This window comes from Streptomyces sp. NBC_00620 (assembly GCF_026341825.1).
Lineage (GTDB): Bacteria > Actinomycetota > Actinomycetes > Streptomycetales > Streptomycetaceae > Streptomyces.
On the sequence record NZ_JAPENY010000003.1, the window covers coordinates 355,304 to 370,972 of the forward strand.

Annotated in this window: 10 protein-coding genes; 6 read left to right on the top strand and 4 right to left on the bottom strand. The window is 70.8% G+C overall.

Annotated features, from left to right (window positions below; genetic code table 11):
* Position 1 precedes the first annotated feature (1 nt).
* Positions 2–2,443, bottom strand: a complete 2,442-nt coding sequence (locus OG246_RS32915; protein WP_266471767.1) for a SpoIIE family protein phosphatase — start codon at positions 2,441–2,443, stop codon at positions 2–4.
* Positions 2,444–2,714: 271 nt separating this feature from the next.
* On the opposite strand from OG246_RS32915, the gene OG246_RS32920 reads away from it, so the two are divergent.
* A complete protein-coding gene (locus tag OG246_RS32920; RefSeq protein ID WP_266474911.1) occupies positions 2,715–4,772 on the top strand; it encodes a SpoIIE family protein phosphatase in 2,058 nt (685 codons plus the stop codon).
* A gap of 111 nt (positions 4,773–4,883) precedes the next feature.
* On the opposite strand, the gene OG246_RS32925 is transcribed toward OG246_RS32920, so the two are convergent.
* Positions 4,884–6,200 (bottom strand): S1 family peptidase, encoded by a 1,317-nt coding sequence (locus tag OG246_RS32925; RefSeq protein WP_266471769.1) that lies wholly within the window; start codon positions 6,198–6,200, stop codon positions 4,884–4,886.
* Positions 6,201–6,877: 677 nt separating this feature from the next.
* On the opposite strand from OG246_RS32925, the gene OG246_RS32930 reads away from it, so the two are divergent.
* The 4 genes from OG246_RS32930 (at position 6,878) to OG246_RS32945 (ending at position 13,030) form a co-directional block, all read left to right on the top strand.
* Positions 6,878–7,093 carry a type A2 lantipeptide gene (locus OG246_RS32930; RefSeq protein ID WP_266471771.1) on the top strand — a complete coding sequence of 72 codons (216 nt, stop codon included), beginning with the start codon at positions 6,878–6,880 and terminating at the stop codon, positions 7,091–7,093.
* A gap of 90 nt (positions 7,094–7,183) precedes the next feature.
* The gene (locus OG246_RS32935; RefSeq protein WP_266471773.1) at positions 7,184–7,993 is read left to right on the top strand and encodes an HlyD family efflux transporter periplasmic adaptor subunit; all 810 of its coding nucleotides are present in this window, start codon (positions 7,184–7,186) and stop codon (positions 7,991–7,993) included.
* Positions 7,990–10,212 (top strand): NHLP family bacteriocin export ABC transporter peptidase/permease/ATPase subunit, encoded by a 2,223-nt coding sequence (locus OG246_RS32940; protein ID WP_266471774.1) that lies wholly within the window; start codon positions 7,990–7,992, stop codon positions 10,210–10,212. Before OG246_RS32935 ends, OG246_RS32940 begins: the two co-directional genes overlap by 4 nt.
* Before the next feature lies 1 nt (position 10,213).
* On the top strand, positions 10,214–13,030 hold the full coding sequence (locus OG246_RS32945; protein ID WP_266471776.1) for an NHLP bacteriocin export ABC transporter permease/ATPase subunit: 2,817 nt from the start codon (positions 10,214–10,216) through the stop codon (positions 13,028–13,030).
* Positions 13,031–13,034: 4 nt separating this feature from the next.
* Here OG246_RS32945 and OG246_RS32950 read toward each other — a convergent pair whose 3' ends face one another.
* Together OG246_RS32950 and OG246_RS32955 are read right to left on the bottom strand one after the other, a co-directional pair.
* Positions 13,035–13,571: an SRPBCC family protein gene (locus OG246_RS32950; protein ID WP_266471779.1), complete on the bottom strand. Its 537-nt coding sequence runs from the start codon at positions 13,569–13,571 to the stop codon at positions 13,035–13,037.
* A 6-nt stretch (positions 13,572–13,577) separates the two neighbouring features.
* On the bottom strand, positions 13,578–13,931 hold the full coding sequence (locus tag OG246_RS32955; protein ID WP_266471781.1) for a helix-turn-helix transcriptional regulator: 354 nt from the start codon (positions 13,929–13,931) through the stop codon (positions 13,578–13,580).
* A 180-nt stretch (positions 13,932–14,111) separates the two neighbouring features.
* On the opposite strand from OG246_RS32955, the gene OG246_RS32960 reads away from it, so the two are divergent.
* Entirely contained in the window at positions 14,112–15,614 is a 1,503-nt protein-coding gene (locus tag OG246_RS32960) for an MFS transporter (protein WP_266471783.1), read from the top strand.
* Positions 15,615–15,669: the final 55 nt, after the last annotated feature.

The window sequence follows — 15,669 nt, forward strand, 5'->3', positions numbered from 1 at the left end:
GCTAGTCCAGGAGGATTTCGCTCCACACCTGCTTGCCCCCGCTGACCGGCACCGTCCCCCAAGCCGCCGACATCGCCTCGACGAGGAGGATGCCGCGTCCGCCGGTGGCCTCCCAGCCGATGCTGGTGGGCTTGATCGGCGTACGGGGTGAGTTGTCGGCGACCGCGATTCTGAAGCGGTTGTTGATGAGGGTGAGGTCGAGCCTGACCTGTCCGTCGGTGTGGACGAGGGCGTTGGTGACGAGTTCGGAGACGACGAGGAGCGCGGCGTCCGCCTCGCCCGCCACGCCCCAGGAGCGCAGGGTGCGCCGGGTGAAGCGGCGGGCGTGCCGGACCGCCTCGGGGACGCGCCAGACCGTCCAGCTCTCGCGGAGCGGGCGCAGCGCCATGCCGTCGTAGCGCATGAGGAGGAGGGCGACGTCGTCGCTGCGGTTGGCACCGGCGAGGAGTCGGTCGGCCACGAGTCCGAGGTGGGCCGGGTCGGAGGCTGCCAGCTCTCCGGCGAGCCGGTCCAGGCCGTCTTCGATGTCGACCACGGCGGACTCGACGAGACCGTCCGTGGTCAGGGCGACGATCGTGCCGGGCGGCAGGCGCAGCGGGCTCATGGGGAAGTCGGCCTGGGTGAGGACGCCGAGCGGCGGGCCGCCTTCGGACCAGGCGATCTGCGTTCCGCCGTCCGGGTGACGCAGGACCGGGGGAAGATGCCCGGCGCGCACGCACCAGGCGGAGCCCTCCTCCATGTCGACGTCGACATAGCAGCAGGTCGCGAAGAGGTCGGTCTCCAGGTCCATGAGGAGGCGGTTGGCGTGCGAGACCACGACGTCCGGGGGGTGTCCCTCGACGGCGTACGCGCGCAGGGCCGTCCGCATCTGGCCCATGAGGGTCGCGGCCGAGGCGTTGTGGCCCTGGACGTCTCCGATGACGAGGGCGACGTGGTTGTCGGGCAGCGGGATCACGTCGTACCAGTCGCCGCCGACCTCCAGGCCCGACGTGGTGGGCAGATAGCGGGCGACGGCGACCGCGCCGGGCAGCTTGGGCAGGCGGCGCGGGAGCAGGGTGCGCTGGAGCATGCCGATCAGTTCGTGTTCGGCGTCGAAGGCGTGGGCGCGCATCAGGGCCTGGCCGGTGAGGCCCGCAGCGGCGGTGAGCAGGGCGCGTTCGTCGGCGCCGAAGTCGTGCGGGCTGTCCCAGCCGATCAGGCAGGCGCCGGCGATGCGTCCGGCAGCGGGCAGCGGCAGGACGGCGAGGCCGCCGGGGCCCACGTCGGCGAGGGCGGGTTCCAGGTCCGTCCCGGCGGGCCAGATCGCGGCGCGCCCCTCGCTCAGGGCCGCGGCGAGCGTCGGCATGGCGCGTACGGGCGCGTCGGGCCAGTCCGAGCGCCACTCGGTCCGCCACATCTCGGGCCAGGCCTCCGGCTCGGGCGGGTCCAGGACGGTGACGATGAGACGGTCCCCCTCGAGTTCCGCTACGGCGATCCGGTCGGCCTGGAGGGGCTTGCGCAGGGCGGCGACCACGGCCCTGCCGACGTCGCGGACGGTGCCGGCGGTGGCCAGGGCGGCGGCGAGCCGCTGGACGCGGGCCACCTCGTTGCCGCCGGAGCGCAGCTTGGAGGCATCGGAGACGGTGCCCACGAGCCGTGCCGGGCGGCCCTCGCCGCCGGGCAGGAGGTGTCCGCGCAGCCGCAGCCACTTCTGCTCGCCGGACGGCTGGAGGATCCGGAACTCCAGCTCGCGGTCACCGATGGACATGTGGTCCGCCTCCACCACGGACATCAGTGAGGGCAGGTCCTCCGGAACCGTCAGTGACAGCAGTGTCTCCACCTTGCCGTCGAAGTCGGCCGGGCTCAGACCGAACAGCTCCAGCATCTCCTCGTCGACCTCGACGCGTCCGCTGTCCATGGCGAGGCTGAAGGAGCTGGCGGGCAACTCGTCGGTGCCCGTCTCCGGGGCGGGCGGCGGACAGACGACGGCCTCGGCGATCAGGCCCAGGCAGTCCCGGTCCTCGGGGTCGAAGCCGTCCGGGTGCTCGCTGACGGCGAGCAGACAGCCGTCGTCGCGCAGGGGCAGGGCGGCCAGCCAGAAGTCCTGGGAGGGCAGTCGCCGGGCGTCCGCCTGGCGGCCGACCTCCTCGGGGCCGAGCCAGAGCGCCCTGCCGGAGCGGTGCGCGTCCGCCGCCGGGGATCCGCCGGTGACGGGGTAGCTGTCGCGCAGCCCGTAGAGGGTTCTCGGCACGCCCGCCGACTCGGCGAGGCTCAGTTCGCCGCCGTTCGGGTCCGACGCGTACACCGCGACGACGCTCGCGCCGGTGAAGACGAGGGCCTGTTCGAGGACTCGGCGCAGCCGCTCACGGGGGTTCAGGTCGGTCGTGAGCGTCTTGAGGGCAAGTTCGGCACGCGGCGTGCGCGTTCTCCGTCCCGCAGCGTCCTCACTGACCACGTCCGTCATTACAGCGCTTCCGGGGCTCCGGCGCAGCCCCTGTGACCGTTCCCGGCACGTCAGGCCCCCGGCAAAGCCCGCTGTCAGGGCGGCGTGGCGTCGTGGACGGCCCGCTCGCCGTGCGCGAAGAGCCGCCAGGAGAGAGCCTTGACCCCTGGGACCTGATCACGCGGCCTGCGAGGAGGTGGTCGGCGTGTCCGTCTCGCAGGGTTTCGGGCAGGCACCGGCCACTCGACCGGCGCCGGTCGGACAACCGCTGCTGTCACTGGCGCTGGCCGCGATGATGGACGAGGTCCAGGCACACTCCGGCGCCGTATATCTGCTGGCGCCCGGCGAACCGGTCCTGGAGATGGCGGTGATGGCGGGGCTGCCCAGGGCCTTCGCCGCCCCGTGGGAGCGGGTGGGGCTCAGCGCGCCGATCCCGGTCGCCGAGGCGGCACGCGAGCGGCGGCTGATCTGGGTCAGCGGTGAGGAGCAGATGGCCGGCCGCTATCCACGGGTCGCCGTGGTGCTGCCGTATCCCTTCGCGCTGGCCGCACTCCCGGTGGCCACCGGGAACACGGTGTACGGCGCCGTCTTCGTGACCTGGCCCGGATCGCATCCGCCCGAGCTGTCGGACCGGGAACGCGGCCAGCTCACCGCGGCCTGCGACCGGCTCGCGCTGCGCCTGGAGCGGGCCGCCGCCGCGCACCACCCGGTGCACCCCGAGCCGGATCTGCTCGGGCCGGCCTCCGGGGCGAACGTGTCCGGCACGCTCGGCACGGTGGAGGCGGCACAGATGGTGGCGCGGCTGCCGTACGGACTGTGCGCGCTGGATCTGCACGGGCGCGTCAACTACGCCAACGAGGCGACGGCCGAGCTGCTCGACGTCCCGGTCAGCGGTCTGCTGGGCACCCAGTTGTGGGCGTCCGTGCCCTGGCTCAACGACCCCGTCTACGAGGACCGCTACCGGGCCGCGCTGCTCAGCCAGCACGTGACGTCCTTCGTGGCGCTGCGGCCGCCCGGCGACTGGCTGTCGTTCCGGCTGTATCCCAGTACGAACGGGCTGAGCGTGCGGATCTCGCGGGCCCGGGCGGTGTCCGAGATGAGGCGCACCGACCCGGGGGACAGCGACGACACCCGTCCCGGCCTGGTGACCATCTCCCATGTACTGAGCCTCGCCAGCGCGCTGACGGAGGCGGCGAGCGTGCAGGACGTGGTGCAGCTGGTCGCCGACGAGATCGCCCCCGCCGTGGGCAGTCAGGCCCTGGTGGTGCTCGGCACGCAGGCCGGACGCCTGCACGTGCTCGGGCACCGGGGATACCCGGACGCCCATGTGGTGGAGCGCTTCGACGGGCTGCCGCTCGACGCGCAGACCCCCGGTACCCAGACGCTGAACACCGGTGTTCCGGCCTTCTTCGACTCCCGTGAGCAGCTGGAGCGCCTCTATCCGTCCCGGCACACGACACCCGACGGCATGGAGGCGTGGGCGTATCTGCCGCTCATCGCGTCCGGGCGCCCGGTGGGCGTCTGCGTCCTCGCGTACACGGAACGGCATGCGTTCCCGGCGGACGAGCGTGCCGTGCTGACGAGTCTGGGCGGTCTGATCGCGCAGGCGCTGGCGCGGGCCCTTCTCTACGACGCCAAGCTCCGGCTCGCCCACGGTCTGCAGGCCGCGCTGCTGCCGCACTCGCTGCCGTCGGTGCCCTCGATCGAGGCGGCCGCGCGCTATCTCCCGGCCACCCAGGGCATGGACATCGGCGGGGACTTCTACGATCTGGTGCTCTCGCAGGGCCGGGCCGCGGCTGTGATCGGTGACGTACAGGGGCACAACGTCACGGCAGCGGGCCTGATGGGGCAGATCCGTACGGCCGTCCGTGCGTACACGACCGTCGGCCAGCCGCCCGAGGAGGTCATGCGGAGCACCAACCGGCTGCTCATCGACCTGGGCAGTGAACTGTTCGCCAGCTGTCTCTATCTGCGGCTCGAACCCGCGCGCGGGGTGGCCGTCATGGCGCGTGCGGGCCACCCGCCTCCACTGCTGCGGCGGCCGGACGGCAAGGTCCGCGTGCTCGACCTGGCCGGAGGGCCGCTGCTCGGGATCGACGCGGAGGCGACGTATCCGACGACCGAGGTCCCGCTCGGCCCCGGTTCGGTGCTCGCCCTCTACACCGACGGGCTGATCGAGTCCCCCGGCGTCGACATCGAGGACGCCATCGCCCGCCTCGGGCGACGGCTAGCCGAGTACGGAGACCAGCCGCTCGACGTACTGGCCGACAGCCTCGTACAGCAGGAGGACGCGGCGGCGCAGGAGCGGCCCGACGATGTCGCGCTGCTGCTCCTGCGGGCACGCGGCTGAACGCGGAGCGGTCCGGCCCTCCCGCCGGAGGGCCGGACCTTTCCACTGCCGACCGGGACCGCTGTGTTCCGCGGCCGGGTCAGTGGCTGTGGGTCACCGGTGCCTGGGGTGTCAGGGGTTGATGTTCACGAGCCCCGAGCCGTCGTCCAGGCCGGTGCCGGTGTCGTCACCCGCGTCGCCCGCTTCTTCGCCGGCTCCGGCCTCTTCGCCTGCTCCGGCCTGGTCGTCGCCGGCCGCCGGGTCACTGGCGCTCGCGCTGGGGTCCACCGCACCGGGGTCTTCCGCACCGGCTCCGGCGTCTCCGGCTGCGTCGCCCGCGCCGAGCGTCGCGCCGACCGCTGCCAGGGCGGTGGTGACGGGCTGGAAGAAGGTCTCGCCGCCGACGGTGCAGTCCCCGCTGCCGCCGGAGGTCAGGCCGATCGCGCTGCCGTCCTGGGTGAACAGGGAGCCGCCGCTGTCGCCGGGTTCGGCGCAGACGTCGGTCTGGATGAGCCCGGTGACCGTGCCCTCCGGGTAGTTGACGGTGGCGTCGAGACCGAGCACGGTGCCGTCGAAGAGACCCGTGGTGCTGCCCATCCGGAAGACCTGCTGGCCCACGGCGGCTTCGGCGGCCTGGGCGATCTCGACGGTCTGGCCGTCGCCGATGTTGACCACGCTGTTGGCAACGGTGGCCGGGTCGTCGTACTTGACGAGGGCGAAGTCGCCGTCGCCGGGGAAGGTGGCCTGGTCGACCGTGGCGATCGGGGCGCCGTCCTGCGCGTCCGACCACTCGGCGGCCGCGACACCGCAGTGGCCCGCGGTGAGGAAGGCGGGGGCGCCGTCGCCCGCGGTGACGTTGAAGCCGAGGGAGCAGCGGGCGCCGCCGCCGAAGATGGCGTCGCCGCCGTCGACGTAGGTCTTGAAGGTGCCCGCGGACTTCGTGATGGTCGCCACGCCCGAGCCGAGGCCCTCGACGGTCGACTCCAGCGTGTCCCAGTTGCTGCCCGTGACAGTGGAGTCGGCGGTGACGCGGATCTCGTTGGTCTTCGGGTCGACGGACCACGCCGTGCCCGGGATCGTCGCGTCGGCCTTCAGCGTCGCGGCGGCGGTCTCGAGCGCGTCGGTGCTGTTCTGCACCTGGTTCGGAACCGCGCCGGCAGCCTCGATCTCGTTGATCACATTGCTGTTGTTACCGACGACGTTGATGATGATCTGCTGGTTGCCCGCGTCGTAGTACGACCCGGCGAAGGCATCACCCAGCTGGGAGGCGAGCTGCGAGGCCAGGTCCGAGACATCGGCCGCCTTGAACGTCTTGGCCGTGGCGGTGGCGTCGTCCGAGTCCGACTGGGACGCCATGGCGTTGGGCAGCAGAAGTGCCGCCGCTCCGAGCGCCGCCACGCTTCCTGCCGCTATTACGGCCTTGCGCTTGGGTATGCGTTTGTGACTCAACTTCTGACCTCCTGGGGACGGGGTCCGTTGCCACCGTCTTGCAGCTGAACTGGGGGGCGCCTGGATGCCTGTTGATACGCACGCGTCACACGGGGTGTTCAACTGCCTTTACAAATGGCAGGAGTTAGGCAGGCCAAAGGCGTGGATTGCGAGGCAATCGCACCTTTACGTACGCACATCTCGGCCGAGGGGCCATGACAACGGGCCGTACGGCACACTCTGCGAGCATTCGGTCACACCCCGTCGACAGCACTGACCGGAATCCTGGCTTCGGGGAATCTGCACACCGAATACGCAACGAAGTCACCGCGTGCGAAGGATCTCCACAGGGGGCAGGGGCACGCGGGGCCATTGGGGCGGGAGTGTCCCGTTCGGGAAGCGGGTGGCAACCGCATGTACGCGGCGTTGACGCGCGGCATGTGAAGAAGTCGCCATCGAACAGTGCGCGCTCCTGCACGGATGACCGGATCTGGCGCTCAATTGCCCTGGTGAGAGCGTCGGTTGATTGGATGCGTGCCACGGCAGCGTGCTTTGATCCGTTGCACCGCGGGGGTCACGGGTCACTCCGGGGGCTTCCGGAAACGGGTGCCTGACGCCTGCGGCCGCGGCCGACCATCTGTCCCCAGAGGGGGCCGCTCTCCCCCCTTATGAATACGCATACGAAGGGAAGTTCCATCATGAACTCCACCCCCCAGGTTGCCACCGCCGAGATCTCGGACGCCGACCTCGACGCCGTTTCGGGCGGTCTGTCCCTGAACGCCGTTGGCACCGTCACGGGCCTCGTTGACTCGGTTGTCCCGGTCTCCGGCCTCGTGGGCACGGTCGTCGGCACGGTCGAGGGTGTGACCGGCCTGAACACCGCCCCGGTCACCGGCCTGGTTGCCGGTCTCTGATCGCATTTCATGCCGCTGAGTCCCGGAACCAATCCATGGTTCCGGGACTCTCGGGTGCCGTAAATCTCTCGAACAGGTGAGGGAAGTCCCGTGCAGTTCCGCCAACAGGCCCTCGCCAAGCTCCAATCACCGGATGAACTCGACCTTCCGGTGCGCTTCGCCCGTCCTCAGGGCTGGCTCGTCCTGTCCGTGACGGTCGTCGTCATGGCCGCGGCCTCCGTCTGGGCCGTGACGGGAACTGTGGCGTCCACGGTCAGCGCGCCCGCCATCCTCACGCACGGTGAGGGCAGTTACGTGCTGCAGAGCCCGGTCGCCGGGCAGGTCACCGCGGTCCTCGCCAAGGAGGGCGTACGGCTCGCCGCGAACGCCCCCGTGCTGCAGGTCCGTACGGCGGAGGGCGAGACGGCGGTCGTCCGCACCGTGGCCGCGGGGCGCATCACCGCGCTCGCCGCCACCATCGGCGCGATCATCTCGACCGGCGCGAACGTCGCGGCCGTGGAGAAGGTCGCCCACGCCGGCGATCCGCTGTACGCGACGGTGTACGTCCCCGCCGAGAACGCCGCCACGATCCCCGAGAACGCGTCCGTCGATCTCACCGTCCAGTCGGTGCCGACCCAGCAGTACGGGGTGCTGCGCGGCCATGTGAAGGCGGTGGACCGGACCGTGCAGACCCAGCAGCAGATCGCCGCGTTCCTCGGGGACAGCCAGCTGGGCGAGCAGTTCACGAAGGACGGCAGGCCGGTGGCCGTCCTGGTCCGTCTCGACCCCAGGTCCAGTACGAAGAGCGGCCTCAAGTGGTCCTCGGCGGACGGGCCGCCGTTCGAGCTGACCTCCATGACCCTGGCCACGGGTTCGATCCGGCTGGCCGATCAGCGCCCCGCCGATTGGCTCCTCCCGTGACCGCCGCACAGGACACCCGCGGCAGACGCCGCGCCAACGCGCCCAAGCGCCCGGTCCCCAAGGGCAAGGGCAAGACCGTCCGTACCCCCACCGTGCTCCAGATGGAGGCCGTGGAGTGCGGCGCGGCCTCCCTCGCCATGGTGCTCGGCCACTACGGGCGGCACATCCCCCTCGAAGAGCTGCGCATCGCCTGCGGTGTCTCCCGCGACGGGTCGCGCGCCAGCAACCTGCTGAAAGCAGCGCGCAGTTACGGCCTGACGGCCAAGGGCATGCAGATGGACACGGCCGCGCTCGCCGAGGTGCGGGCGCCCGCGATCCTGTTCTGGGAGTTCAACCACTACGTCGTCTACGACGGCATGGGGCGCCGCTTCGGGCGGCGCGGCGTACACATCAACGACCCCGGCAAGGGCCGCCGGTTCGTGCCGATGGAGGACTTCGACACCAGCTTCACGGGCGTCGCCCTGGTCATGGAGCCGGGCCCCGACTTCCACCGGGGCGGCCGCAAGCCGGGCGTCCTGGGCGCCATGCCGGCCCGGCTGCGCGGGACGTCGGGCACGATGCCCGCGGCCGTCCTCGCGAGTCTGCTCCTGGTCGTGGTCGGCGCCGCGGTGCCCGCGCTCAGCCGGACGTACATCGACAGCTACCTCATCGGCGGTCAGTCCTCACTGCTCGGCGTGCTGTTCGCCTCGATGGGCGCCTCGGTGGCACTGACCGTGGTGCTGACCTGGCTCCAGCAGGCGAACCTGCTGCGCGGCCGCATCATCTCCTCGACGCTCTCCAGCGCACGGTTCCTGCGCCATCTGCTGCGCCTCCCGGTCACCTTCTTCTCCCAGCGCAGCCCGGCCGACCTGGTGCAGCGGCTCCAGTCCAACGACGCGGTGGCCGAGACGCTGTCCCGCGACCTCGCGGCGGCCGGTGTGGACGCGGTCGTGGTCGTGCTCTACGCCGTGCTCCTCTATACGTACGACCCGCAGCTCACGGCCGTGGGCATCGGCGTCGCACTGCTCAACGTGGTCGCGATGCGGGTGGTGATCCGGCTGCGCTCGACCCGCACGGCCAAGCTGCGTGCCGACAGTGCCCGGCTGACCAACACGGCATACAGCGGGCTCCAGTTGATCGAGACGATGAAGGCCACCGGCGGCGAGGACGGCTACTTCCGCAAGTGGGCCGGACAGCACGCGACCACCCTGGAGGAGGAGCAGCGCCTCGGTGTGCCGAGCGCCTGGCTGGGCGTGGTCGCGCCGATGCTCGCGACGCTCAACAGCGCGCTGATCCTGTGGATCGGCGGCATGCGGGCCATCGAGGGAGGTATCTCGGTCGGTCTGCTCGTCGCCTTCCAGGCCCTGGTGACCCGCTTCACCGCGCCGATCACCCGCCTCAACGGCGTCGCGGGCCGCATCCAGGACTTCGCGGCCGACGTCGCCCGCCTCAAGGACGTCGAGAACTTCCAGGCGGACCCGCTGTACGACCGCCACGGCACCGGCGATTCCACCCGCCGCCTGCACGGCCATGTCGAGCTGGAGAACATCACGTTCGGCTACAGCCCGCTCGACAAGCCACTGCTCACCGGCTTCTCCCTGACGGTCGGCCCGGGCCAGCAGGTGGCCCTGGTCGGCGGCTCGGGCAGCGGCAAGTCGACGGTGTCCCGCCTGATTTCGGGCCTGTACGCCCCCTGGGAGGGAACGATCCGCATCGACGGCCAGCGCCTGGAGGACATCCCGCGCGGCGCCCTCGCCTCCTCCGTCTCCTTCGTCGACCAGGACGTCTTCCTCTTCGAGGGGACGGTCCGCGACAACGTGGCGCTGTGGGACCCGTCGATCCCCGACGAGGCGGTCGTCGCGGCCCTTGAGGACGCGGCGTTGTACGACGTGGTGACGCGCCGCCCCGGCGGTATCCAGAGCCGGGTCGAGCAGGACGGCCGGAACTTCTCCGGCGGCCAGCGTCAACGCCTGGAGATCGCACGGGCGTTGGTGCGCAGGCCCAGCATCCTGGTCCTCGACGAGGTGACCAGCGCGCTGGACGCGGAGACCGAGCAGACCGTCATCGACAACCTGCGCAAGCGCGGCTGCGCCTGCGTGGTGATCGCGCACCGGCTCAGCACGGTGCGCGACAGCGACGAGATCGTCGTACTGCAGCACGGCACGATCGTGGAACGCGGGCGGCACGACGCCCTGGTGGCGGCCGGCGGCCCGTACGCCGAGCTGGTCAAGGAGCGATGAGATGACCACGGTCAACGAGGGCGACCTCGTCCTCGGCGCGCTGGGCGGCATGGGCACGCCGATCGACTGCTCCACTCTCAACCGCCTTGATCTGGAAGGCCCGCAGGTCCTGTGGCTCGTCGCGGCGGGCGCCATGGACCTGTTCGCGGTGGACGCCGTACAGCAGGGCCACTGGCACCACCTCGGCCGCCTCGAAGCGGGCTCCCTGCTGCTCGGCCCGGTCACCGGCCCCCAACACACCCTGGTCGGAAGGCCGTTGCGCGACTGCGTGGTGCGCCGCATCGGGCTGCGCGAGCTGTACCAGCAGCCCGACACCCAGACCTGGTCGTACGACGAGTACGGCAACGCCCAGTACGTACCGCCGACTTCGAGCCCGCTTGAATACGCCCTCGCCCTGGGCGTCGGCCGCAGCCTCTCCATCCTCTTCCAGGCGCCGATGGCCCATGAGAACGCCGCCGCGCTCACGGACGACGACGTCTTCTGGATGCAGGTGCCGCCCGGCAGTGTGCAGTACGGCTCCCTGTACGGGGCGGAGGCGGCGGCCGACCTGCTGATGGATTCTGGTGTCTGGCAGCGCATGGTCGACCAGCAGTACCGGCTCCTCACCACACTCGACCGCTGGATCGAGCGACTGGAGTCGCGCCACGAGGACCGTACGGCGGCGGGCATCAAGGCGGGCGAGGCCGTCCGCGCGCAGGCCGACCGGACACTCCTCGCGTCGATCGGCAAGCAGTCGGCGAAGCGCCCGACGGCCGCCGACGCGGACGCTACGTACGCGGCCTGCAAACTGGTCGCGGGCGCGGCCGGCATCACCCTCGCGGAGGCCATGCAGAGCGGCGCGGAGAGCGACCGGCTCGACCCGGTCGAGCGGATCGCGATCGCCTCGCGCGTCCGCACCCGTGCCGTACGTCTCGACGGGCGCTGGTGGCACGACAACATCGGCCCGCTGGTGGGCCACCGTGCCGTGTCGGGCTCACCGGTCGCGCTGCTGTGGCGGCGCGGCGGATACGTCGCCGTACAGCCGTCCTCCGGGCGGGAGACCCCGGTCGAGAAGGCCAACGCGGGTGAGTACGAACCGCAGGCCACGATGTTCTACCGTCCGCTGCCCGAGCGGAAGCTGAGCCCGCTGCGGCTGATGAGGTTCTGCCTCCAGGGCACCGGCGGCGACATGCGCAACCTCGCCATCAGCGGTCTGGTGACCGTGGCGATCGGCGCGATCGTGCCGATCGCCACCGGCAAGGTGCTCGGCGAGTACGTGCCGAAGGCCCAGCACAGCCTCATCGTGCAGGTCTGCCTCGCCATCATGATCACCAGCGTCGTGTCGGCGGCGTTCATGCTGCTGCAGAACCTCACCATCCTGCGGCTGGAGGGCCGGATCGAGGCAACACTCCAACCTGCCGTCTGGGACCGGCTGCTGCGCCTGCCCACCAAGTTCTTCACCTCCCGCTCCACCGGTGAACTGGCCAGCGCCGCCATGGGCATCAGCGCGATCCGCCGCCTCCTCGCAGGCGTCGGCCCGACCCTCGCGCAGGCGGGCACGATCGGCGCCATGAACCTGGGCCTGCTGCTCTGGTACAGCGTGCCCATGGCGCTGGCCGCGATCGGCATGCTCGTCGTCATCGCCGCCGGGTTCCTGGGGCTCGGCCTGTGGCAGGTGCGCTGGCAGCGCCGTCTGGTCGTGCTCAGCAACAAGCTCAACAACCAGGCCTTCCAGACCCTGCGCGGCCTGCCCAAGCTGCGGGTCGCGGCGGCCGAGAACTACGCGTACGCCGCCTGGGCGGGCGAGTTCGCGCGCAGCCGTGAGCTCCAGCAGAAGGTCGGGCGGATCAAGAACCTGACGACGGTGATGGGGGCGGTGTATCTGCCGCTCTGCTCCCTGCTGATGTTCATGCTGCTCGCGGGTCCGGCACGCGACTCGCTGTCGGCCGCCGAGTTCCTCACCTTCAACACGTCGATGACGATGCTGCTCACCTCGGTCACCTCGATCACCGGCGCGTTCGTCTCGGCCGCGGCCGCGCTGCCGATGTTCGAGGAGATCAAGCCGGTGTTCGACGCGACACCCGAGGTGCGCGTGGCGAGCACCCGCCCCGGGGTTCTGTCCGGCGGGCTCGAGGCCCGAGGGCTCTCCTTCCGTTACTCCGACGACGGCCCGCTCGTCCTCGACGACGTGTCCTTCGACATCAGGCCGGGCGAGTTCGTGGCGATCGTCGGGCCCAGCGGCTGCGGCAAGTCCACCCTGCTGCGGCTGCTCATCGGCTTCGACAAGCCCGTCTCGGGCAGCGTCCTCTACGACGGCCAGGACCTGGCGGCCCTCGACCAGTCCGCCGTGCGCCGCCAGTGCGGTGTCGTGCTCCAGCACGCGCAGCCCTTCACCGGCTCGATCCTGGACTGCATCTGCGGCACCGAGCCGTACACGCCGGAGGAGGCGATGGCGGCGGCCGAGATGGCGGGCCTCGCCGAGGACATCAAGCGCATGCCGATGGGCCTGCACACCATCGTCTCCGGCAGCGGCGCGGTCTCCGGCGGCCAACGCCAGCGGTTGATGATCGCCCAGGCGCTGATCCGCCGCCCCCGCATCCTCTTCTTCGACGAGGCGACCAGCGCCCTGGACAACGAGACACAGCGCACGGTCATCGAGAGCACCCGGGCGCTCAACGCCACCCGGGTCGTGATCGCGCACCGCCTGTCCACCGTGATGGACGCGGACCGCGTCATCGTGATGGAGGACGGCAAGGTGGCCCAGCAGGGCCCGCCCGCGCAGCTCCTCGCGGACACCGGCGGCCGGCTGCACGAGCTGGTGCGGCGGCAGATGCGGTGAGGAGTCAGCCGTGCCCGGGGACCGGGGCTCCGGAAGGGATCCCGGCCTCGATGTACCGGCGGTAGATCTCCTGCCAGGGGGCGGCGTTCCCGGCGTGCGGCGCCTCGTGCTCCTCGCCGCGCACGTGTGCGTCGAGGGCGCCGAGGCACACCTCCCAACCGGTGCCGTTGCGGGCGACGGTGTTCTCGGCCTCCAGGACGTTGGTGAGCGTGAACCGGGTGCGCTTCTCGTCCAGCGCCTCGAGGTCGAAATGGAGTTCGTCGCCGCCCCACTCGAAGGAGAGGTGCCGGGGCGCGTCGACGGCGATGACCCGGCCCGTGGACCCCGGCATGTTCGGGTCGCCGCTGAAGGTGATGGTCCCGCCGGGGCGCAGATCGATCTCGGCGCGGGAGGGGAACCAGTGGACCAGTTCGTCGGGGTCGGTCACGAACTGCCAGACGCGGTCGACGGGGTGGTCGTAGGTCCGGGTGAAGCGGACGGCGGGGCGGCCGTCGTCGAGGGTGAGGTAGGTGCCGGTGGGGGCGGGGGATTCGGCGGACATGGTGGCTCAGTCCTTCGGGGAGGGCTCATCGGGCTGGTCCGACGACTCCCCCGCCGCCCCGTCCAGGCGACGGCCGAGGGCGTCGAGGCTCTCGTTCCACAACTTCCGGTACGGGGACAGCCAGGCATCGAGCTCGGCGATCGGGGCCGGGTCGAGAGCGTAGACACGGCGCTGCGCGTCCTGTCGGACCCGCACCAGGCCGGCGTCGCGCAGCACCCGTAGATGCTTCGAGGTGCTCGGCTGGCTGAGCCCGCTCGCCTCGACGATCTCACCGACCGGCCGCGGACGCTCGAGGAGCAGCGCGACGATCGCGCGACGGCTCGGGTCGGCGAGCGCGGCCCAGGGAGTGGCATCGGTCATGACTCCAATATGCCTCTGCGGTTATATGCCCGTCAAGGAATACTCGGACCTGCTCGTCGCCGAGATCCAGGTCACTCATCGAAACGTTGCAGTTTCGATAGAGGGGGTCTAGTCTCGACGTGTACGAAACCGTTTCGTTTACGTAAACGAAACCCAGAGCGACTTCCCTGGAGTTCCCTCATGCCTCAGACCGTGACTGAAGGTGCCCGTACGGGTGCGGTGGACGCCGCGCCGGCGCAATCGTCGAAGCGGCGGTGGTGGATCCTCGCGATCATCGGGATCGCGCAGCTGATGGTGGTCCTCGACGCCACCATCGTGAACATCGCCCTGCCGTCCGCCCAGGCGGACCTCGGCTTCTCCGACGGCAACCGGCAGTGGATCGTCACCGCCTACTCGCTGGCGTTCGCCTCCCTGCTTCTGCTCGGCGGACGCATCGCCGACCTCTTCGGACGCAAGCCCGCCTTCCTGATCGGTGTCGCCGGATTCGCCGCGGCCTCCATGCTGGGCGGCGCCTCGACCAGCTTCGGGATGCTGGTCACCGCACGTGCCCTCCAGGGCGTCTTCGGCGCACTGCTCGCACCGGCCGCGCTCTCGCTGCTGAACACGACGTTCACCGAGGCGAAGGACCGCGCCAAGGCGTTCAGCGTGTTCGGTGCGATCGCCGGCGCCGGTGGCGCGCTGGGGCTGCTGCTCGGCGGTGTGCTGACCGACGCGCTCGACTGGCGCTGGACTCTCTACGTCAACCTCATCTTCGCGATCATCGCCTTCGTCGGCGGTTGGATGCTGCTGAACAACCACCGCGACGCCGCGAACTCCAAGCTGGACCTGCCCGGTACTCTGCTGGTTTCCTCCGGACTCTTCGCCCTGGTCTACGGCTTCTCCAACGCCGAGACGCACGACTGGAGTTCGCCGGCCACCTGGGGCTTCCTGGCCGCGGGCGGGGTGCTGCTGACGGCGTTCGCCCGGTGGCAGACGCGAGCCAAGCACCCGCTGCTGCCGATGCGCGTGCTGCTCGACCGCAACCGTGCCGCTTCGTTCATCGCCATTCTGATCACCGGCGCGGGAATGTTCGGCGTCTTCCTCTTCCTGACCTACTACCTGCAGCTGAACCTGGGCTTCAGCCCGACCAAGACGGGCGTGTCGTTCCTGCCGATGATGGCGGCCCTGATGGTCATGGCCCAGGTCTCCACCACGATCCTGGTGCCGCGCGTCGGGCCGAAGATCGTCATCCCGGCGGGCTTCGCGATCGCTGCGATCGCCATGGTCTGGCTGACCGGCATCGATGTCGGCTCGTCCTTCTCGACCGCCGTGCTGCCGCAGCTGATTCTGATCGGCGTGGGCCTCGGCATCGTGATGCCGCCCGCGATGTCGCTGGCCACGATCGGGATCGCGGCCGAGGACGCGGGAGTTGCCTCCGCGACGGTCAACACCATGCAGCAGGTGGGCGGTTCGATCGGTACGGCGCTGCTGAACACGCTGGCCGCGAGCGCCGCGGCGAGCTACCTGGCCGGCAAGAACCCGGCCGACAAGCTGGTCCAGGCGCAGTCGACGATCGAGAGCTACACCACCGCCTTCTGGTGGTCGGCCGGCTTCTTCGCCGCGGGCGCCGTGATCGCCTTCCTGCTCTACCGTCCCGGCAAGTTGGAGCAGGACCCGGACGCGGCACAGGTCGTCCACATGTAAGAGCGTCCTGACCTCATGAGCCGAGGGGCCGCCGTCTGCAGGGAGACGGCGGCCC